Consider the following 20,106-nt stretch of genomic DNA (forward strand, 5'->3'; position numbering starts at 1 on the left):
GAATCGAAGCTGAGGAAAAGTCAGAATGTCCTTCAATATGATCTGTTTTTCAGAGAAAAACTGCAATCTGCTTTCCTAAGAAACTTGTACAATATGAAAAAATATCTATATTGTCTTTTTCCGCCCAATGGGGCGGTTTAAAGCAATTTTGTCTAACTCTGATTGAATCTTTCGGATTCAATGACAGGAGCAGGTGCTGATATGGGTATGCAATGTGCGATTACAGGCAAGAAGCCGTCGCTGGGTCATCAGATTACAAGACGTGGTAAAGCGAAGTACCTGGGTGGTATCGGTAAGAAGGTTACCAGTGTCAGCAGGAGAAAGTTCAAGCCAAACCTGCAGAAAATTCGTGTTGAAATTGACGGTGAAGTAAAACGCGTGCGTGTCAGCGTGAAGGCCATTCGTGCAGGATTAGTAAAGCGTCCAACGGTTCGTAAAGCATTCACTGTAACCAAGTAACCGCACTATGGCTGTCAGTGCCAACGATATACGCTGGGTAGCACATCTGGCTCGGCTTGAATTTGCCGAGTCTGATCTTGAGCATTTCACCGAGCAGTTTAATAACATTTTGAAATATGTCGATCAGCTAAAATCTGTTGATACCACGGGCATAGAGCCATTGGCTCATGCCCTGCCCTTCACCAATGTGTTCCGTGAAGATAGGGTTGATCCATCGCTAACTCAGGATCAGGCACTTAGTAATGCACCGTCACGTCATGGTGAGTACTTCAGCGTTCCTGCAGTTCTCGAGTAATTAGAAATACCATGCCTATTCACGAACTATCCGCATGCCATATCCAGAGTGAGTTTCAGGTTGGCAACCTCAAAGCAGTTGAGATTGCAAAACACTTTCTTGAACGAGTTCGACAATACGATAGTGTGATAAAGTCTTTTCTATCATTGAACGAAGATGATGTTTTACAGCAGGCAGAAGTTCTTGATCGCAAGCGACAAAAGGGCGAGGACTTGGGCAGATTGGCCGGTGTTCCTGTTGCGTTGAAAGACAATCTCTGCGTGAATGGCCAGGTCACAACCTGTGCCAGCAAAATGCTTCAGCAGTTCCGCCCCCCCTATTCAGCTCATGTCGTGGAGCGCCTGCAACGCGAAAACGCGATCCTTTTCGGCAAATGTAATCTCGATGAATTTGCCATGGGTTCATCGACAGAAAATAGTGCATACCAGAAAGCCTGTAATCCATGGAATGTGCAGCATACCCCCGGTGGATCAAGCGGTGGTTCTGCAGCAGTGGTTGCTGCCTCATTTGCTCCTCTTGCTCTTGGCAGCGATACCGGTGGATCAATCAGGCAACCCGCTAGCTTTTGCGGCATTGCCGGGATGAAGCCATCTTATGGCAGAGTTTCCCGCTACGGACTGGTTGCCTTTGCCAGTTCACTCGATCAAATCGGGCCGCTGGCTTCTAATTTATCAGACTTATCATTGCTGCTTGAAGTCATTGCTGGGTATGATCATCGCGATTCGACTTCAGTGAATACCGACGTCCCATCATATGCAGCCACGCTCAATCAACCGATCGAAAACCTGGTGATCGGTGTTCCGGATGAGTTTTTCAAGGAAGGTCTTGAGGCAGAAGTAGAACACGCGGTGCGTGAGGCACTCAAAGTTTATCAGGAACATGGAGCCCAAATTGTTCCTGTTTCCCTGCCCCATACCAAATACGCCGTTTCAGTCTATTACCTGGTGGCGACGGCTGAGGCATCCAGTAATCTTGCTCGTTACGATGGCGTGCATTACGGCTATCGAAGCAGACAGTACGATAGTATGATTCACATGTATTCAAAAAGCCGGGGTGAAGGTTTCGGCAAGGAAGTTCAACGGCGAATCATGCTTGGGACCTATGCCCTCTCCAGTGGTTATTACGATGCTTACTACAAAAAGGCATTGCAGGTGAGAAGGTTAATCAAGCAAGATTATGATGCAGCCTTCAAGAAGTGTGATGTCATTATGGGGCCTGTTACTCCAACACCCGCTTTCAAGCTGGGCGAAAAAAGCGATGATCCATTGTCCATGTATCTTTCCGATATTTATACCATCAGTTGTAACCTGGCTGGCATCGTCGGTTTAAGCATAAATTGTGGGCAGAACACAGGCGGGCTACCCATTGGTTTGCAGATTCTGGGAAAAGAATTCGAAGAAGAAAAAGTCCTCAGAGCAGGCAGGATGTTTGAACGGGTTACCGATTGGCATCATCGACGACCAGTCATGAAATCCTGAGGGTGAAATATGGACGCGGTCACTGCTCCTTATCAGATAGTTGTCGGCCTGGAAGTGCACGTTCAGTTGATGACAGCATCCAAGTTGTTCTGCAGTTGTTCAACCCAATTCGGATTGCCGCCTAATTCTGCAACATGCCCGATCTGCCTGGGCATGCCCGGCGTATTGCCTGTCATGAACCGTCGTGCATTCGAACTCGCCATGACCGCGGCTCTGGCATTAAACTGCGCAGTCACCAGGCATACGAAATGGGACCGCAAGAATTACTACTACCCCGATTTACCCAAGAATTATCAAATCAGCCAGTTTGATCAGCCCATGAGCCAGGAAGGCTACCTGGAGATTTCAACTGCAGAAGGTAACAAGAAAATAGGCATCATCAGAGCGCATCTGGAAGAAGACGCCGGGAAAATGTTGCATGATGAAACCGGGCATGGTAGAGCAAGCCATGTTGACTTGAATCGGGCAGGTACGCCGCTCCTGGAAATTGTATCGCATCCGCACATTAATTCGGGAGCAGAAGTCAAAGCTTATCTCGATGAAATCCGTCTTCTGTTGAGGGAAATGAAGGTTTCCGATTGCGAAATGCAGGAAGGCAGCTTGCGTGTCGATGCGAATGTGAACGTGAACTTTGAGTACCTGGGACGCAAAGTGGCAACGCCCATTGTTGAGGTCAAGAACGTCAACAGCATCAGGGCTGTCGAACGAGCTGTTCAATACGAAGCACAACGGCAATACGAACAGTTTGAGCGGGATCATATTGAGATGAGCCCTGCCAACAAGGTTACTGCCAAGTGGATTGATGAAGAAGGAAGAACAGAGGTTATTCGACGCAAAGAGGAAGCTGCTGATTATCGTTACTTTCCGGAGCCAGATCTGGTTACGGTTGAAGTGGACGATGCTTGGATCGAAAAAATACGACAAAGTATGCCAGAGCTTCCCTCACAAAGACGTGAACGATACCAGGTAGTTCTTGGCTTGCCCAATTACGACGCCCGGTTACTGACCAGTTTAGGCGCCGATTTTTGCAGTTATTTTGAATCGGTTTATGCAGCGACACAGGACGCCAAGCTGTCAAGCAACTGGTGCACCAACCAGATCATGCAGATAATGAATGATCAGAACATTTCAATTTCCCAGTTCCCAGTATCTCCCGAACGACTGGGTTCGCTGCTGCTGCAGGTCAAAAAATTCAATATCAACATGCAGCGGTCTCGCGATGCATTCAATCTTCTCCTGAGTACGGAAGCATCAGCAGAAGATATTGTCAATAAGCTCGGTTTAAACGTTACCTTTGATGAAGCCGATCTGCGACGTATGGTCTTGAATTCGCTGGCAGGCAATGCCAAGGCAATTCAGGATGTCAAAGCTGGTAAAAGTAAAGCTATGGATGCTTTGCTGGGGCCGGTCATGAGGGAAACGAAAGGTAAAGCTCCAATGGATTTGGTGCGACAGATACTCCAGGAAGAACTGGCAAAACGTTAAGGCATGGGCATTGTTTCGCGAGGCATGGTTTCTGCAGGAAATCCAATCTCACGAAGTCCGACGCTGAGGCTTCCATCCAGCTTCAGCAGAAAATCGGATGATTCCCAATCGCTGAATGCAACTTGACGAATGACGCCCTGTAATGGAATAGATTTGATGTGTTGTGCCTGTTCATCAACTTGCGCCCAGGTTTCGCTCCACAAGGTGGAGTCGAATAGCGTCGCCATGGAATCGCGATCAAGCCGAAGATGGGAAAGCACAATTCCGTTGCCAGTCAGATAGTAATTACGTTTGCCTGCCCAATGGAAAAGACGTTTCAGATCAGTTTCATTCTGCTTTGTTTCAAGCCGGATCAGTGGGTGAGCATCGCTGTTGGCCAGAACTGAATTGCTGAACTGGCACCGCATGGACAATCCTGCAGTAAAACTGTTGAAATCACGAATCCAAATAAGCCCTTTTGTGGTGTAAGAGGTACACCTCTCGAACTGGATGGCGGAAATGTCCTGAGAGATTGCAGGTTCGACCTGTTTTATTGATTGAATGACAAAAGAGCCATCAACTGCAATACCTGATTGCAGAAAGTGGGCTGTGAACGATCTGCTGCCTGCAGAATAAATAACATTTCCCCTGCCTCGTACTATGGAATCGAAACATTCAATGCGGCTGCCATTATTCTGTTCAGCGTTAGTCAGGGTGCGTGCAGGCGAATCGCCCTCTATCAATACACCAGAAACCTGTGTGTTCGCTGTTCCGCGTAAGCTGATTACCGTGTTACGAAAGATGCAACGCCCATCACCCGACAACGAAGCGACCGCCAGGAGTTTCTGATTCTCGCGAGATGGCTCCAGACGGATGCGGACAAATTCAAAAGTCAATTCGCCATGACGCACTCGAAACATCGAGGTTTCATCCGAGTCTGTGCTGGCGATACTACGCTGTAAGGATAATTCCGGGCGGAATCCTTCATCTCCTTTGATTACGACTTTGCGATCCCCAATGTCAATGGGGTTTAACGGGGTGTTTCCGTTGACTTTGAGCAGAATGATCAGATCTTTTTCGTCTGCGTTTGCATTCAATGCCTGAACTATACTCATGTAGTGAGATGGCTCCATCCCTTTTTCGTCAACTGTCACCATTTTCGACATGCGGTTCTTTGTTTTGGAATTACTGAAGACATTCCCATTTGGTGTTTCCCTTACTTGGCTGCTTTCCTGCCGCTGCCCAATCAACTGAAATTCAGCATGAACTAGAAAGGCATTGGCAGAGCCTGTCTCAGAAAACTTTTGCCAGGGGTAAGTTTCCACCCAGGGAGATCGCTTGGCAATCAGTGATCCTTCATCGCGATACTGTTGCATGCAGCTCTCCAGTTGCTCCAGACTGCGTGCAGTAAACGAAGATTGATCCCCATTACTGGTTAATGTGCAATAGGTGTTGATGCCGTAATAAACGGTATTTTTGCTTTCGAAGGAAACGCCGTTTGTCTTGCTCAATTGAAGCAGGGTTGAGTTAGACGTTATTTCTGTTTCAGGCGTCTCTTGAATTCCCACTTGGCACTGGTCGAGCTGTAGTGTGGCTTGTGACGAATCATATATAGCAAACGTTGAGGAGCGAGCAGTCGCCAGCGATGTGTTTTTCATTTGGATTAATCGCTTTGTTGAATGCATTCCGGACAACGTTATTAATCTATTGTGTGTTCCGATAGAACTGTCTTCGATAAGGATTTGTCCTGATGTATTAAATGCAATTCCATTGCAATTGCAGGGATACCAGAATGATTTTCTTATAAGCAACGACGAAATTCCCGTGGAATTGGCTCTGACAGGTTCAAAGTGGAAAAAGGGAACTTGCTCCGGTCGGGATGTATCAGGTTCTCTACGAATCAATTCGCACTGTAATAATGATACCGAGCTTTCATCCCTTGCGTGAATAGCCGAGCCAGCTATTCCAACCAGTTCAATTCTGATGTTTTCGAGATTTAGTGTGCCCTGCTCAATCGTGAACAAGGGGTGTATTGCGTTTGCAGGCAGTCGAAGAATACTTGTAGTTGAACTTTGCGGCTTGATGGTCCATTTCTTGTTGATTTGCCATGATTTATTTCCACGATTTTCAATTACATTGGTTTTCAGCAGAATAACGCCACCGGATTCCCGCTGAAGTATCTGGTCCAGTTCAGCATCCGTCGATACTTCGAAATTAGTTGAAGTCCTCACAGTTCTTTCTGAATTGGATTGGACATTAGCATCAGCAGGTGATGATTCAATGAGAGACGAGGTGATCCCGCTTGCCTGTATGCTTGAATTATCAGCACCTTGCCCAGCATCGCTTCCTAGCCATCTGTCGTAGACAATGATCGCAACCAGCATCAGCAGTATGACTGCGATGACCTGAACAGGGCTGACAGTGCCCTGGGATGTTGTCCTGATTGATTCGATAGAACGTCTTTCTTTAGATTGCAATTGTGCTAAATCGGTAAGGAGTTCACTGGCAGTCTGATATCGGTCATCAGGATTTTTTGCCAGCATTCTGCTGCAGATGTCCACCAATTCCTGGCTGACTTCCTGATTCAATTCACGTGGGTCACGTGGCAATTCCAGTTGATGTGAATGCAGTTTGCGGGCAGCAGTACCTTCCGGAACCGGTGGCATGCCGGTGAGCATGTGATAGAACGTACAACCCAGCGAATAGATATCGCTGCGAACGTCTGCCTGGCGTGGATCAATAGCTTGTTCAGGTGAGAGATAATCAAACGTGCCTAGTGTCGAGCCTGGGTGAGTCAGGGTGTTTGCTTCCAGAATATCCAGATGTCGAGCCAGTCCCAGGTCGAGCAGTTTTAACCTGCCTTGGGAAGTAACGATCATGTTGGAGGGTTTGATGTCGCGATGCGTAATTCCTAGTAATGCTGCATCATGAATTCCCTGAGCAGCTTGGGTAATCAAGTCGATGGCAGTCTGTATGGGTAAATTACCATCAGACTGATCCAACAGGTCTTTCAGGTTCGTCCCTTCAATGAATTCATATGCAATGTAATGCAGCCCTTGATCTTGCCCGTAAGAATGTACGCGTGCAATGTGGTCACTATCCAGTTGTGCAGCCAGTTTCGCTTCTCTCTCAAACCGTTGTACATGTTCCTGATTTGCTGCAAGCTTGGGTAGCAGCACTTTGAGTGCAACTCGTCGTTCAAGGTGAAGATCCTTGGCACGAAAAACAGCAGCCATTCCTCCCATGCCAAGTGAATCTTCGATCAGGTACGATCCTAACTGTTTGCCGATAAGAAGTGTGGAAAGTTCAGCTGCAGAGCTATCCCATGCACTGGTAGGAACTCCACCGGTGATAATGGTAGCCATATTTTGTGAATGATTGGACGGGCTTGCTTTTACCTGATGAGTTGTGCTGTATTGGCTGCCTGTTTCGCTATTGGCTTTGGAAGTGTTGTTGATAACCAATACATTCTGCGCTGGCAACGAAGCTGACGCTTGCTCCTGTTTAGGTACTTGCTGTCCCATTTCCCACTTCTCCCGTGGTTTGCTTAAGCGATCCGTCTTGAGCATTAACAGCGTCATTCAAGCTGTATGACTTGATTTGTTTAATCTACCTTATCGAGAAGCGTTTGCCTAGCAGTTCTGTTAAAACTTCTGACAATAATACATACGTTATGGGATGAATATTTAGCTTCTCGGTGTGGTCTTTATGTCGTTGCGTGTCTCGAATCTAAGACTTGGAATATCAGCAGATGAATCAGAACTCATCGAAGTTCTGGCGAATTCGCTCGGTACCAGAATCGATGACTTGAAGCCATGGAGAATCATACGCAAGAGTCTGGATGCCAGAAATCCGGACGACCTTTCATTTGTCTATGCGGTAGAAGTGAACGTACACGATGAAGCAGCCCTGCTGAAAAACAGTTATGGTAAATCAGGCATTCAGGTGTCCCGATCTGTTGAGCAGTCTTTCGAGTTTCCGCATCCTGGTAATCAGCCTTTGCCACACCGGCCAGTGATTATCGGTTCTGGTCCGGCAGGATTGGCAGCAGCCTATTTCCTGGCCGAGAAGGGTTATCGGCCGTTAGTTCTGGAACGTGGCGCACCTGTCAGCGAACGCATTCGTGATGTTCGGGCATTTGATGAAGGTGGTGAACATAATCCAGAGAGCAATTATCTGTTTGGCGAAGGCGGTGCTGGAACTTTCTCCGATGGCAAGCTGACCTGCAGAATGACAGGTCCAGATGTTTTCAGAATTCTTCAGCTCTATGCAGCATGTAAAGGCAAGCCGTCTATTCTCTACGACCATCGGCCTCATCTTGGAAGTAATCGGCTGCCTGCTGTAGTCAAGGCGATGAGGCAGCAGATCGAAGCCATGGGAGGCAGCATTCAATTTCACTGCAAAGTAGAAGATATCCTCATCGAACGGGGAACCATCAAAGGAGTAGTATCCAATAGTGGTTTTATTCCAGCTTCTATTGTAGTGCTGGCGATCGGCCATTCTGCTCGTGATACTTATGAAATGCTTTACCAGCGGGGAATTCCACTGATTCAGAAGCCATTTCAATTTGGTGTGCGGATCGAACACCCGCAGGAAAATACGAACAGGCATTGTTACGGCAAAAGAAAACTAGAAGAACGAATCGGTTCTGCCAGTTTTTCAGTAGTTCAGAAGTCGAGATCGGGACTGGATTTGTTCAGTTTCTGCATGTGTGCGGGAGGGTATGTCATGCCCAGTGTGTCTGAACCGGGAGCATTCTGCACCAACGGCATGAGCATGTCTAAGCGAGATTCTCCATTCGCCAACAGTGGTTTGGTAGTTACACTCGATTCATCCTTCTTTGGCTCAGAGCATCCGCTGGCCGGTATGTACCTGCAGCGACAATATGAATCGCTGGCATATGAATTAAGCCGGGAAAGGTATGCTTGTCCCATCCAATGGGGAAAAGATTTTCTTGAAGACAGAACGAGTAACGGCAAACTGCCAAGCAGTTATCCACGTGAGACCATCAATGCTCAGTTAAAAACGCTTCTGCCTTCTTCGATATCTCAGGTTTTGAGCCAGGCGTTGCCAATCATTGATCGACGTTGGAACGGTCAATTCCTCAAAGAAGCTACCTTGGTGGGGCCGGAAGCCAGAGGTAGTGCACCGGTCCGTATTCCGCGTGATGAACTGACGAGACAGGTAACCGGTATCGAAGGGCTGTATCCAGTAGGAGAAGGCGCTGGCTATGCAGGCGGAATCATTTCTGCAGCAGTTGATGGTTTACGTACTTCCAAAGCAATCGTCGCACGGTATGCTGTTACCAGTTAGTCTTCTGCAACAAATAGCGAGATTCAGTCATGATCAAGGTAATGATGCTCATGATGGCAGTATGTGCTTTGACGAGCAGCAGTATCGGTTATGCCCAAAATGTGAGTGAAATCAAAGTGGGAATTATCGGTTGTGATACCTCCCATGTCATCGCATTCACCAAAATCCTGAACAGCAAACAGCCCCTTCAGGAAGCTGACGGTATCAGGGTTGTTGTCGCATTTCCTGGCGGCAGTCCGGATCTGCCCGATAGTCAAGATCGTGTTGCCGGATATGTGGCGCAATTGAAAAATGAATTCCATGTTGAAATTGTCGACTCTATTCCTGCTTTGCTGGGCAAGTGCGATGCCGTGCTCCTGGAGAGTGTTGATGGCAGACCGCACTGGGAACAGGTACAACCCATCCTGGCTGCTGGCAAACCAGTGTTTGTTGATAAACCATTTGCAGGTTCGCTGGTAGATGCTATTCGTATTGCACAGTTGGCTGAGAAAACCAAAACCCCGGTCTTCAGCAGTTCTGCACTGAGATTTACGCCAGGTATCGCGAAGGCAAGGAATGACGAAAAAACAGGTAATGTAATCGGTTGCCTGGCGTACAGTCCATGTGCCGTGAATCAATATCATCCCGATCTTTATTGGTACGGCATTCACGGCGCTGAAACACTTTTTACCATCATGGGAAAAGGATGTGTCTCGGTTCAGCGTACCTATACCGAAGGAACTGATATTGTCACCGGTGTCTGGAACGATGGACGCGTAGGAACTTTCCGTGGTATTCGCCATGGCCACAAGGAGTTTGGCGCATTGGTATTTGGAACCAAAGGCGTCCATACAACTGGTGGATTTACAGGGTACGACCCGTTAGTTGTCGAGATTGCCAGATTCTTCAAAACTGGCAAATCACCAGTGCCACTTTCTGAAACCATTGAGATACTGGCATTCATGAATGCTGCAGATATCAGCAAAAAGAACAACGGAGCCGTCGTCCTGTTATCTGATGTTCTGGAAAGAGCTAAGCAGCAGGCAGCAGGCAAATAGTTGGTAATAATCAGAGTGTTGAGTAAAATAAAATTACCGAGAAATTGCAGGTTCACGTAAACATGTCAAAAAAACACGCAAAAACCTCTGTCGTCGCCTTCAAAGTCGAAACCGAGCTGGCTGATATTTTGAATCAATTACCAAATAAAAGTGCTTTCATTCGAAAAGCCATCGTTAATCAGTTGGATATGGCATGTCCACTTTGTTCGGGTGCCGGAATGCTTCCCAAAGGCCTCCATGATCACTTTGCACCGCTGGTCAGTAAGCTTAACAACAAAGCATGTGAAGAATGTGGCGATAAAGCAGCAGTACTCGCGAATTCCATCGAGGAATTGAACGCTGAAGATCGATTACGTCTTGAACAGTTTTTTCATGGCGGGCCATTTTATTGCAATCCTTGTTATACCAAAGCAGCATCGTGTCATGATTGTGGCTGGCATATCGCACCTGACCAAATCAAGAATCACCAGCGTCAATCACATCATGCCAGATAGTTCTGCATCATTTTTTGTGATTATGCAGATTATGTGTTATGTTTCGGTTATACGGGAGAAGTAAGCGAAGCTGCAGCCCACAGCAGTTTGGGACAGTTAAATGGATATCAATCTTTTAGGCGTTTTAGCCATCTGCGCCATTTACGGCATTTGGCGAGTATTAGACTATCGTAGACAGCAACTCCAGCAGGCTGCCATACGATCGAGAATAACCTGGATGCTCTGGCTGGCAGCTAACGAAACGCAATAACAGTTTACTTTTGACGAACTGGTATTGAAATCCCAGCAGTAGCAGACTGCTGTGCGGGCTGGTCCATGACATTACAGATGATTAAAGCTTCTGGTTCAATGTCATACCAGCCACCATCGTGAAAATCAACCAGGCATTTTCCATTTTGATTCACTGTAATTACGATTCCCATTTTCTCTGCGAACCTGATCATCTCTGGCAGATTTGGATTAACTTTTACATTTCTTCCCGTCCAATTTGCCTTGAGTGTATTCCATCGATCTGTTGAATGATTGGTCATTTTATACATCCCTGTTTTGATGCAGAAGACATGCCACTTCAATAGCTGCCTGCAAGCTGTATGGATCAGCAATCCAGTCGTTGACTATATCGTAAGCAGTGCCGTGTGCCACGCTGGTTCGAATGATCGGCAATCCGAGAGTAATGTTGACGAGATGAAACCCGGAGATCAGCTTGAGAGCAATATGCCCCTGATCATGGTACATGGCTACGATGCCATCGAATTCACCCCGTTGGGCACGCTTAAACAATGTATCACTGGGCCATGGGCCGGAGACAGTTATGCCCTGTCTCTGAGCCTTTAGCACTGCAGGAGCGATGTTCTTTTCTTCCTCGTTGCCAAATATCCCACCATCGCTGGCATGGGGATTCAATGCACAGACTCCAATTCTTGGTTGAGAGCCAATCAGCTTTTTCATGATATTCGCTGTAAGTACAATCTTTTCGAGTACATTGGCAGGCGTGATATAGTCAAAAATAGATCGCAGACTTTGATGCAGGGTAACATGTGCGACTCCAAGTCCGAGGTGTGTATTCTCCAAGTCATGCTTACTCGCAGGGGCATAAAGCATCATGGCATATTCTTTGACATGACAGGCGTCAGCGAGAATTTCTGTATGTCCAGGGTAATCTAATCCTGCAAGATACAACCCCTCCTTATGCAGAGGGAGCGTGACAATCGCGTCCGCAATCTTTTGTTGAGTCTGTTGAATTGCAAGTTGAAGAAAGTCGAAAGCAGCTTGTCCCGCTCCAGCTTGTGCTTTACCAGGGGTTACCTCGCATAAGTTGACCTGTGTGCCTTGTAGACACGGCATGATGTTTCGATTTGATGCTGGCCACGATGTCAAATCGGTAATGGGATTAATCCTGATTCCTATGCTGTATTTTTCATTTAATCGTTCAAGCCACTCAACATCGCCCACAACTACCGGTTGAGAATAGGCAAACAGTTCAGACTTTGTCCAGCTTTTCAATAATACTTCAGGCCCAATCCCGGCAACATCCCCCAAGGTAATCAATAGTCGCGGTAATGCATGCATCAGAAGTGCATTCCTTGAGGAAATCTCTGTAACATTTTATTGTATTGCCATGCTGGCCAGACTATCATCGATAAATCGAGTTCTTTCATCATCTGAGTCAAATCCATGTTTCGATTGGCAGCTTTATCCACTCTTCTGATTTGCATTTGCTGGATTTCTCCAGTTCAGTCAGATCCAGTGCGACCCATGACCGGCTCTAAAGATGGCCCAACAACGACACTGACCCCGGCACAGATTGAACTGCTGGTCACACAATTAGGGGATAAACAATACAAAATCCGGCAAAATGCCAGGAGTACGTTGGAGCAACTCGGACCCATTGCACTTCCCTATCTACAATCTGCACTGGCAAAAGAAAAGAATCCTGAAGTCATCAGGCAATTGAATTCTCTGATTCCTGGCCTGGAGCAGATGGCGGCACTGTCACCAACCACGCTGACACTGACCTGTAAAGACATGCCACTGGCTGATGTGATCAAGGAGATCGAAAAACAGTCAAAGTACAAAATTGAAATGATGGGCGGCAAGCAGGATAAAGTAACTGTGAGCCTGCAATGGGATAAAGTCCATTTCTGGCAGGCTCTCCATTCGCTCTGTGATCAGCACGGACTCATGTTCCAGGAAGGCTGGTATGGAAATGATAATGTGACCATACGGCTCATGCCAGGCGAATCAAACAACAGCTATCGATATCTTGAAGGACCATTTCGAGTGACGGTAACAGGATTTCATTACAATCGGAGCCTGCAATTCACCGCCCAGGGCGGTTCGTCCTCATCCAATGAATCCCTGCAGGCCAATCTAACTGTGACTGTCGAACCCAGGCTGCCTTTACTGAGTGTTAAACAGCCGATCTTCACCGATGCGATTACTGAAACAAACGAGAACTTGCTGTTGCCTGTTAATCCGCAGCGAACACCCTACTATCAGCATGGTTATCGATCTTTCATGCATCAGGTCAATGCTCAACTCAAACCGTCTAATTCTGCACGCAGAATCAAATCCCTGAAAGGAACGATTCCTGTAACTGTCGTTGCACAAACCAAGCCTGTCATCACGGTAGAAAAATTATCTGAAGCAAAAGGCAAGACTTTCAAGCAGGGTACGAGTACCCTGCGCATCGATGACATTACTTCTGAACGTGGACAGAACGGTATTAAAATGTCGCTGACGGAAGGTGCTGCCAATAACCCCAGTGACTATTCCTGGATGAATTCCATTCAACAGAGAATAGAAGTATTTGACGAGAAGGGAAACAAACTTCAGAACTATGGTGGCAGTTGGGGAATGAACGGCAATAACAACATCAATGGAACATTCCAGTTCAGCGGCGTGCCTGCCAAATTGATCTACTATGATTGGATTACCATGAATTATCAGATTCCATTCAGCTTCGAAGATTTGCCACTGCCATAATGTTCTGGTGGTCTATACGATCAAATTGAATACCAGCGCCTGTTCGTTGCATACCGGGAACGATGGACATCGTACACATTCACCCCAGATAAACCGGGGTAAACTTTCTTTCTCAACAACCTGATATCCAAGTTTGGTGAAAAAGTCTGTCGCACCGGTCAAGGCGAAGGCTTTTTTGATACCGAGTCTCTTCAGGTCCTTATGGCAGGCATCAACAACCGATCGCCCTATTCCTCTTCTCTGCTGATGTTCTTTGACCGCAACGCATTTCAATTCCGCCAGATCACTCCAGAAAATATGCACTGATGCACAGCCCAGAATATCACCTTCTGCTTCAGCGACCATAAACGATCTCAGATCTGCGTAGATCTCATCGTAACCGCGCAGAATCATTCGTCCCAATTGGGCGTGATATTTGATCAGGTCGTAAACCGCTGGAACATCGCTGGCTACCGCAGGACGAACCGTGAATGTCGCTGTGTTGAGTTTTCCCATTCAACTATCGTAGTTCTTCTGCAGGTTTTTGACAGCATTCATATTTGTGAGCAAATTGAAAAATTAGTAAAGAATTTGCGAAATAATTGCTATCTTCTCCAATCAGTATGGAAGGAAATTCAGCAAACTGATTACTCAAATCTCTCGGTGTAAGTTTGCAGTAGAAGCAGAACTTAGCCGAATGAAAAGTTAACCTCTTTAAAACGGCTTCAACAATCGAGCGATTCAAGTGAACGGTATTCTCGCCAGGTTCCCGATCTTCATATTGCTTTTGACTTGCCTAGGTTCCTTGAATGGGTGTCAATCAGTTGAGAAAAGGGTAGTGACTGCTGCCATTCACGAAACCTTTTACACACCTGCCCACAATCATTTGAAAGATAAGACCTATTTGTACTTTATTCATGGTTTGGATCCTTTTGACATTGCAGATATGGCCGGACTTGAACGCCATTTCAGACAGTTGGGATATTCGCACACCAAACTGGTACAGTTCTACCATGGTGAAGATGTCGTTGACGATATCCTTCTTGCCAAGGCAACCTGCCCTGAAGCACGCATCATGATACTGGGATTCAGTGCAGGCACTTTGACAACCAGCGGAGTCGTCAACACCCTCCACGATAAGCATCAAATTAATGTTGATTTAGTTGTCTATACAGCAGGTATCGCATTGATGGATAATGAATCAACTCGTCCTTCTTATGTCGGAAAGATTATTCATATTCTCGATGGTGGCTTAGTTCTTCCTGGCGTGGAATTAACTGGAGCAGACAATTATCGGTTTGAAGATGTCTGGCATTTCGGTACGCCGAATCATGAAAACACCCTGGCTTTAGTTGAGGCAGAATTGAATAAGGAAATTCCTGCAAGGCCATAAGTTAACCAATTCTGTATGTTGCGAGCTTACCGAATGTAAGAAGTTTGCTGATTCATTTGACAGATCAAAACGACGAACTAGATTTCGAATGGATCGAGAGAGGCTGGACTACTGAAGCTGACTGGGCGACGGCTTTGGCTGGCTACCTCTCTCGATCCAATTATTTTTGCATCATGTCTTTCTTGCATTTTCATGCACCGATGAGCAAACTGGTGACATGAATCATCAGCTCGACGTTTTGATTATTGGCGCCGGCCTGGCTGGTTTGCAGACTGCCTTTCTGCTGGAACGTGAAGGTTTGGCAGTTCAAGTTCTCGAAGCCCGTGAACGAGTGGGTGGAAGGTTATTCACGGAAGCTGTATCTGGTTGTAATGTGGATCTGGGTGGACAATGGGCTGGTCCACAACAGCATCGCCTGCTCAACCTGGCACAAACTCTGGGTGTTGCCACATTTCCACAATTCCACCACGGAACCAAAATATTATCCTGGAAAAACAAGCTGTACTGGTTTCGAGGGGAAATACCATGGTTGTCTCCATTCGCCATGTTTGAAATCTGGAAGATGCAACGATCCTTGGGGAAATTATCCCGGGAAGTTTCACCGGAAACACCTTGGTCTTGTCCCCTGGCCCAGCAATGGGATAACATTTCGCTGGAAGACTGGAAGCATCAAAACTTCAATACTGCCGGTGCCCGGATGTTTCTCGATCTGGTGGCACGTGCAGTTTGTACCTCTGAGCCTGATCAGATTTCATTTTTGTATTTTCTTATGTACCTGCGATCAGGAGTTGACCTCAATACACTCATCAGTATTCCAGGAGGTGCCCAGCAACTGCGTTTTCAAGAAGGCACTCAACAGTTATGTTCTCGCATACAGTCAAAGCTGGTGCGTCAGGTCGTTCTGAATTCTCCTGTAAAGGCTATTACTCAGAATAGCACTGAAATAACTGTTAAAACTTCAAATAGTGCATGGAACGCGCAAAGAGTGGTGGTCACTGTGCCCCCTGGCCTGATTCATGAAATCCATTTCTCACCGTCACTTCCAGAAGATCGTAAACAGTTAATTTCCCATTTCTGCATGGGTTCAGTCATCAAATACGTTGCCCGGTATGAAAAGGCATTCTGGAGGGATGCTGGCTATTCGGGAGAAGTATTCATGGATGAAGGGCCATGCACCACTACCTTTGATGCAACAAGCTCGGATGGCCAGCCAGCACTCGTTACTTTCAGCGATGGCAATGTTGCATGTGAGCTCACAGAGAAGAGTTCTGAGCATCGTCAGCAGGCTGTGTTAAAGGAACTATCCAGATGCCTTGGTGCGCAAGCTGGGCACCCCATTGCATTTGCACAAAAAAACTGGATTGAAGATGAATGGAGTGGCGGTTGCTATGCTGGAGTATTGAAAAAGGATGTATTGAGCAGATATGGCCATGCTCTGCGAAAGCCTTGCGGTAGAATTCACTGGGCTGGCACCGAGACTGCGACGGAATGGTTCGGCTATATGGAAGGGGCACTGCAATCTGCTGAACGAGTGAGCCAGGAAATGCTCTCACTTGTAGAGCCACGGAACTAATGCGATGTGCGATACGCTGGTGATTGTCCGCAAGGACAAAGTGTGGTTCGCCAAGAATTCTGACCGCGATCCTAATGAAGCGCAGGCCCTGGATTGGCAGCCAGCTCAAAATCATGCCCCTGGCAGTACACTGCAGTGCACACATATTTCCATTCCGCAAGTCATCCACACACATGCGGTTTTGTTAAGCAGGCCATTTTGGATGTGGGGGGCGGAGATGGGGGCCAATGAACACGGCGTGTGCATTGGTAATGAAGCGGTCTTTACTAACCAGCCCTATCGAGCAACAGGTCTGACGGGTATGGATCTGGTCAGGCTGGGATTGGAACGATCCCGAACCGCTCAGGAAGCGCTCGATGTCATCATCCAGTTATTGCAACTACATGGACAGGGAGGGGGCTGTGGATACGACCACCCTGCCTTCACCTATCACAACAGTTTTCTGATTGCAGATACGGAAACAGCTTTTGTGTTGGAAACTGCAGGTGATAAGTGGGTATCAGAGAAGATTCAAGGCGTCAGGTCCATCTCAAACGGTTTGAGTATTCCGTCCTTTGCACAGAAATATCAGGATAAAATCCGTACCAGAGTTGCCCGGGCAGCCATCAGGCAGAGTCGAACCTGTCACTTGGGGCAGCAGGTAAGCAAAACAGATGATCTCTTTGCAATACTGAGAGATCATGGCCATGATGGCTTAAAATATTCGTGGATCAGTGGCGCCCTGTCAGGTCCTTGTGCACATGCAGGCGGAATGCTGGCAGCAACACAAACAACAGCTTCCTGGGTATCTGAACTGTCATCCAAGGGTTGCAGGCACTGGGCGACTGCAACTTCCAACCCATGCCTTTCCATCTTCAAGCCTGTTTCAGTGGCAATGCCTTTAGAAATAGGCTCCTGGCCACAACATCTTCCCGCATCGGATTGTTATTGGTGGCGACATGAGCGACTTTTTCGAGTTGGGATGCCTGTAAACTCAGCGTATCAAATCGAGCGGGATCAGATTGAACTTAGATTGATGCTGGAAAGTCAGCCTTCGGTGGAAGCTTTCAATCAGGCGGAAGAATGGATTCTTCAACAGCCATTCCAGAAGCAGGTGAATTTGCCCTGGTATGTGAAATGGTACTGGCAGAAACAAAACAAAAAAGCTGGATGCTTGCATCCAGCTTAATTCAAGTGCTTCGAATGCAATCTACTTACCCTGGCCATTCTGCTCGGAAACGCCACCAGGATGATAAGGCCTTTTGCAATGATGGGCTATGTCCTGATGAGAATAGCAGGAATGCTTGAATTCGCCCCTGGCGTAAAGTGGAGCTTGATCAAACCAGTGAGGCGATTCAGGATCTCCAGATTGACCAAATTGCAAAACCGTTCGGGCTTTGGGCGCTTCACTCAATTCAACCACGCTGACATAGGAATGTCCCGCTACGCCATAATTCCGTTTTTGTCCTTCTTGCGGTAAGGCATAGAAGTTAAAGACGATGCCGAAGGTGCCCGGAGATCCAGCAACTGGCAAGCTGGGTTTATCGTCACGAAAAGCTCCTTTACCCTGCCCATCGATTTCTGAGCCATGAATACGTTGCAGGCGATTGATTTCCCCCCAGGCAACTTTCCAGGTGCCGAAATTCCTGGTCAGTTCACTGATCGTTGATTCCAAAGCACGGATACGGGGAGAGTTCAGCATGTCTCCCTTTTGTACCATCTGCATGGCACGTTGATAAGTCAAAGCAAAGAGCGTCATGGGCACGGAATCAATTGTGCTGGTGAAATTCCATTGTTTGAGCTGATCAATGGCGTCTTTCAGCTTGTTAGCGCGTTCAGGCTCATTTTTCAACAGAGTTTCCCATTCCTTGATGACCTCAGGCACTCGTGTTTCTGCTTCAATGACTTTCGTATTGAAACCAGCTTTAGCCCATGACTCAAAATCAAATTTATTCGTGCTCTTGAGAATGCGTCGGGAAATACGTGCCCGACCATTGTCGCGATCACGTTCGCGAATCATGTATGGCGGGAACTGATTGCTCTTGGGGTTTTCATCAACTTCTCCCGCTGCTAATTCACTGGCAATGGGAGTCGTTGTCAAAGGCTGTTGATTACAGTTCTGCAGGAAGCCACATTTGGGATTTTCCAGTTGAGGCAACTCTTCAAAGGCATGATAGCCTTGCCATTCCGTTTCCGGGTTAGATCCATCAACGGGTTTGCTCCAATCAAACTTCAAAGAGCGTTTGGGGATAGCTCCGTTGTAAACATAAAAGATATTTCCGGCATTATCGGCCACCATGGCATTGAACATGGGGATTTCGCAAGGCTTCATGGCCTCCTTGAATTCGGCAACACTTTTGGCTTTGCCCATGTTATACCATTCTTCCAGCCCGCCACTGCTTTCGAATTTCGCCAATCGCACCGCCAGCAGTTTGTTGTTCTTGCTGGCAACAATCGGACCGTGATGTGTCTTGGCAAAGCGGAACTTCTGTTGTGTCACGCCCGTTCCTGTCTTGACCGATACAGTGTCTTCCCAGAACTGGATGGGTTTGCTTCCATCACCATACTGGTAATGATCAGGCTGATCGGGCTTCAAAGTTATTTGATACAGATCAACAATATCTGGATCGTTGACCGTGTGACTCCAGGCAATATGGCCGTTGTACCCAATAGTGGGGCAAGGGGAACCAAAGAAGCATGCGCCAAGAAGATTCCAGCCTTCATCGCTCATCAAATGCCCTTCGTACCATTGTCCGGCGCCAAAAAAGGGTTGATGCGGGTTGATGAACAGCATCGGTTTTCCCGTTTCGGACTTTTCCGGCCTGATGGCCCACATATTCGAACCAACATGCGTTGCATGCAAGGCAGCCTCGCTTTGCTCCGCTTCAATGGCAGCCATCACTTCCGGTTTCAATTCCAGGTTGGATGCTTTCGCCGGTTGGAACGACTTGAGTGCCTGGAGCACGTCAACTGACCGCAAACCGGATTTGTTGTAAATGAACAGTTGGTAGAGTGCGAATCGTCGGAAGGCAAGAGCATGCCAGGGTTCGAATTGTGTAATCACCCGGGGTTTGACATTCGGATGCGTTGCCAGGAAATAATTCAGACCGTCTGCCGATGCCTGAATCATTTCTTTCGTTTTGGGAGAAGAAAGTTCATATTCCTTTTTGGAAATGGTAGTCAGTTCCAGTGCACGATTGAGTAAGTCATCAGGCAATGATTTTTCGCCATAGACTTCCGATGCTCTTCCCAGGGCACGGAGATAATTATCTTCAATTTGCCAGAAGTAATCTTCAGCCTGGGCATAGACGAAACCAAAGACCGTAGCAGCATCTGTCTTGCCGTTAACATGCGGTACACCATATGCGTCACGGGCTATGGTAACCTGTGATGCGAGCTTGGCCCATCGGCTCTCAGCGCTTTTGTCGGCTGACTTGTCTGCATAGGCCTTACTTGTCTCCTGCAAAGACAGGCCTAGCACTGCGATGGTCATTCCAAGCAGAGTAAGGGAAAACGTTCGTTTCATAAACGAGCTCCAGATACTTCATCGATATTAATGAGACACAGCGAATATAACTTTATTCCACTTCAAGTTCCAGTCTTTACTCGATACTAATGATGAAAATACTACGCAATCTAAAGTTTGTAGGTCGGTAG

17 protein-coding genes are annotated in these 20,106 nt (G+C 47.1%); 12 read left to right on the forward strand and 5 right to left on the reverse strand.

Annotated features, from left to right (window positions below):
- The first annotated feature begins 201 nt into the window (after positions 1 to 201).
- Genes rpmB through gatB form a run of 4 tightly spaced genes read left to right on the forward strand, consistent with a single transcriptional unit; the run spans position 202 to position 3,717 of the window.
- Positions 202 to 459, forward strand: coding sequence for a 50S ribosomal protein L28 (rpmB, locus tag JNJ77_06620; protein ID MBL8822246.1), 258 nt, complete (start codon positions 202 to 204; stop codon positions 457 to 459).
- 7 nt (positions 460 to 466) lie between these two features.
- Positions 467 to 754 carry an Asp-tRNA(Asn)/Glu-tRNA(Gln) amidotransferase subunit GatC gene (gene gatC, locus JNJ77_06625; GenBank protein MBL8822247.1) on the forward strand — a complete coding sequence of 96 codons (288 nt, stop codon included), beginning with the start codon at positions 467 to 469 and terminating at the stop codon, positions 752 to 754.
- Between the two features lie 11 nt (positions 755 to 765).
- Positions 766 to 2,232: an Asp-tRNA(Asn)/Glu-tRNA(Gln) amidotransferase subunit GatA gene (gene gatA / locus JNJ77_06630; protein MBL8822248.1), complete on the forward strand. Its 1,467-nt coding sequence runs from the start codon at positions 766 to 768 to the stop codon at positions 2,230 to 2,232.
- A gap of 9 nt (positions 2,233 to 2,241) precedes the next feature.
- Complete coding sequence (gene gatB / locus JNJ77_06635) at positions 2,242 to 3,717, forward strand: Asp-tRNA(Asn)/Glu-tRNA(Gln) amidotransferase subunit GatB (GenBank protein MBL8822249.1); 1,476 nt, start codon at positions 2,242 to 2,244, stop codon at positions 3,715 to 3,717.
- On the opposite strand, the gene JNJ77_06640 is transcribed toward gatB, so the two are convergent.
- Positions 3,714 to 7,265 carry a serine/threonine protein kinase gene (locus JNJ77_06640; GenBank protein ID MBL8822250.1) on the reverse strand — a complete coding sequence of 1,184 codons (3,552 nt, stop codon included), beginning with the start codon at positions 7,263 to 7,265 and terminating at the stop codon, positions 3,714 to 3,716. The two genes, gatB and JNJ77_06640, sit on opposite strands and share 4 nt — an antisense overlap.
- Positions 7,266 to 7,404: 139 nt before the next feature.
- On the opposite strand from JNJ77_06640, the gene JNJ77_06645 reads away from it, so the two are divergent.
- The 4 genes from JNJ77_06645 to JNJ77_06660 all read left to right on the forward strand — a co-directional run bounded on the left by JNJ77_06645 (position 7,405) and on the right by JNJ77_06660 (position 10,790).
- A complete protein-coding gene (locus tag JNJ77_06645) occupies positions 7,405 to 9,009 on the forward strand; it encodes an FAD-binding protein (protein ID MBL8822251.1) in 1,605 nt (534 codons plus the stop codon).
- A 53-nt stretch (positions 9,010 to 9,062) separates the two neighbouring features.
- Positions 9,063 to 10,046 carry a Gfo/Idh/MocA family oxidoreductase gene (locus tag JNJ77_06650; GenBank protein ID MBL8822252.1) on the forward strand — a complete coding sequence of 328 codons (984 nt, stop codon included), beginning with the start codon at positions 9,063 to 9,065 and terminating at the stop codon, positions 10,044 to 10,046.
- Positions 10,047 to 10,108: 62 nt separating this feature from the next.
- Complete coding sequence (locus JNJ77_06655; GenBank protein ID MBL8822253.1) at positions 10,109 to 10,540, forward strand: hypothetical protein; 432 nt, start codon at positions 10,109 to 10,111, stop codon at positions 10,538 to 10,540.
- Between the two features lie 100 nt (positions 10,541 to 10,640).
- Complete coding sequence (locus JNJ77_06660; GenBank protein ID MBL8822254.1) at positions 10,641 to 10,790, forward strand: hypothetical protein; 150 nt, start codon at positions 10,641 to 10,643, stop codon at positions 10,788 to 10,790.
- 4 nt (positions 10,791 to 10,794) lie between these two features.
- On the opposite strand, the gene JNJ77_06665 is transcribed toward JNJ77_06660, so the two are convergent.
- Positions 10,795 to 11,070: a hypothetical protein gene (locus JNJ77_06665; protein MBL8822255.1), complete on the reverse strand. Its 276-nt coding sequence runs from the start codon at positions 11,068 to 11,070 to the stop codon at positions 10,795 to 10,797.
- A 1-nt stretch (position 11,071) separates the two neighbouring features.
- Complete coding sequence (pdxA, locus tag JNJ77_06670; GenBank protein MBL8822256.1) at positions 11,072 to 12,109, reverse strand: 4-hydroxythreonine-4-phosphate dehydrogenase PdxA; 1,038 nt, start codon at positions 12,107 to 12,109, stop codon at positions 11,072 to 11,074.
- 186 nt (positions 12,110 to 12,295) lie between these two features.
- Here pdxA and JNJ77_06675 point away from each other — a divergent pair, with 186 nt between their 5' ends.
- Positions 12,296 to 13,525, forward strand: coding sequence for a hypothetical protein (locus JNJ77_06675; protein ID MBL8822257.1), 1,230 nt, complete (start codon positions 12,296 to 12,298; stop codon positions 13,523 to 13,525).
- A gap of 12 nt (positions 13,526 to 13,537) precedes the next feature.
- Here JNJ77_06675 and JNJ77_06680 read toward each other — a convergent pair whose 3' ends face one another.
- Complete coding sequence (locus JNJ77_06680; protein ID MBL8822258.1) at positions 13,538 to 14,020, reverse strand: N-acetyltransferase; 483 nt, start codon at positions 14,018 to 14,020, stop codon at positions 13,538 to 13,540.
- A 370-nt stretch (positions 14,021 to 14,390) separates the two neighbouring features.
- On the opposite strand from JNJ77_06680, the gene JNJ77_06685 reads away from it, so the two are divergent.
- From JNJ77_06685 to JNJ77_06695, 3 genes are all read left to right on the forward strand, one after another.
- The gene (locus JNJ77_06685; protein ID MBL8822259.1) at positions 14,391 to 14,897 is read left to right on the forward strand and encodes a hypothetical protein; all 507 of its coding nucleotides are present in this window, start codon (positions 14,391 to 14,393) and stop codon (positions 14,895 to 14,897) included.
- A gap of 217 nt (positions 14,898 to 15,114) precedes the next feature.
- Entirely contained in the window at positions 15,115 to 16,470 is a 1,356-nt protein-coding gene (locus JNJ77_06690; GenBank protein ID MBL8822260.1) for an FAD-dependent oxidoreductase, read from the forward strand.
- A 4-nt stretch (positions 16,471 to 16,474) separates the two neighbouring features.
- Positions 16,475 to 17,638, forward strand: a complete 1,164-nt coding sequence (locus JNJ77_06695; protein ID MBL8822261.1) for a C69 family dipeptidase — start codon at positions 16,475 to 16,477, stop codon at positions 17,636 to 17,638.
- A gap of 21 nt (positions 17,639 to 17,659) precedes the next feature.
- On the opposite strand, the gene JNJ77_06700 is transcribed toward JNJ77_06695, so the two are convergent.
- Positions 17,660 to 19,975 (reverse strand): penicillin acylase family protein, encoded by a 2,316-nt coding sequence (locus JNJ77_06700; protein MBL8822262.1) that lies wholly within the window; start codon positions 19,973 to 19,975, stop codon positions 17,660 to 17,662.
- Positions 19,976 to 20,106: the final 131 nt, after the last annotated feature.

The sequence above is a fragment of the Planctomycetia bacterium genome, from assembly GCA_016795155.1.
Classification (GTDB): domain Bacteria; phylum Planctomycetota; class Planctomycetia; order Gemmatales; family HRBIN36; genus JAEUIE01.

Coding starts and splice junctions, on each gene's coding strand:
- JNJ77_06675 (MBL8822257.1), top strand. CDS start 12,296: ATGACCGGCTCTAAAGATGGCCCAACAACGACACTGACCCCGGCACAG.
- JNJ77_06660 (MBL8822254.1), top strand. CDS start 10,641: ATGGATATCAATCTTTTAGGCGTTTTAGCCATCTGCGCCATTTACGGC.
- gatA (MBL8822248.1), top strand. CDS start 766: ATGCCTATTCACGAACTATCCGCATGCCATATCCAGAGTGAGTTTCAG.
- gatC (MBL8822247.1), top strand. CDS start 467: ATGGCTGTCAGTGCCAACGATATACGCTGGGTAGCACATCTGGCTCGG.
- JNJ77_06665 (MBL8822255.1), bottom strand. CDS start 11,070: ATGACCAATCATTCAACAGATCGATGGAATACACTCAAGGCAAATTGG.
- JNJ77_06650 (MBL8822252.1), top strand. CDS start 9,063: ATGGCAGTATGTGCTTTGACGAGCAGCAGTATCGGTTATGCCCAAAAT.
- JNJ77_06655 (MBL8822253.1), top strand. CDS start 10,109: ATGTCAAAAAAACACGCAAAAACCTCTGTCGTCGCCTTCAAAGTCGAA.
- JNJ77_06695 (MBL8822261.1), top strand. CDS start 16,475: ATGTGCGATACGCTGGTGATTGTCCGCAAGGACAAAGTGTGGTTCGCC.
- JNJ77_06700 (MBL8822262.1), bottom strand. CDS start 19,975: ATGAAACGAACGTTTTCCCTTACTCTGCTTGGAATGACCATCGCAGTG.
- JNJ77_06680 (MBL8822258.1), bottom strand. CDS start 14,020: ATGGGAAAACTCAACACAGCGACATTCACGGTTCGTCCTGCGGTAGCC.
- JNJ77_06640 (MBL8822250.1), bottom strand. CDS start 7,265: ATGCTCAAGACGGATCGCTTAAGCAAACCACGGGAGAAGTGGGAAATG.
- JNJ77_06645 (MBL8822251.1), top strand. CDS start 7,405: ATGTCGTTGCGTGTCTCGAATCTAAGACTTGGAATATCAGCAGATGAA.
- gatB (MBL8822249.1), top strand. CDS start 2,242: ATGGACGCGGTCACTGCTCCTTATCAGATAGTTGTCGGCCTGGAAGTG.
- rpmB (MBL8822246.1), top strand. CDS start 202: ATGGGTATGCAATGTGCGATTACAGGCAAGAAGCCGTCGCTGGGTCAT.
- pdxA (MBL8822256.1), bottom strand. CDS start 12,109: ATGCATGCATTACCGCGACTATTGATTACCTTGGGGGATGTTGCCGGG.
- JNJ77_06690 (MBL8822260.1), top strand. CDS start 15,115: ATGAATCATCAGCTCGACGTTTTGATTATTGGCGCCGGCCTGGCTGGT.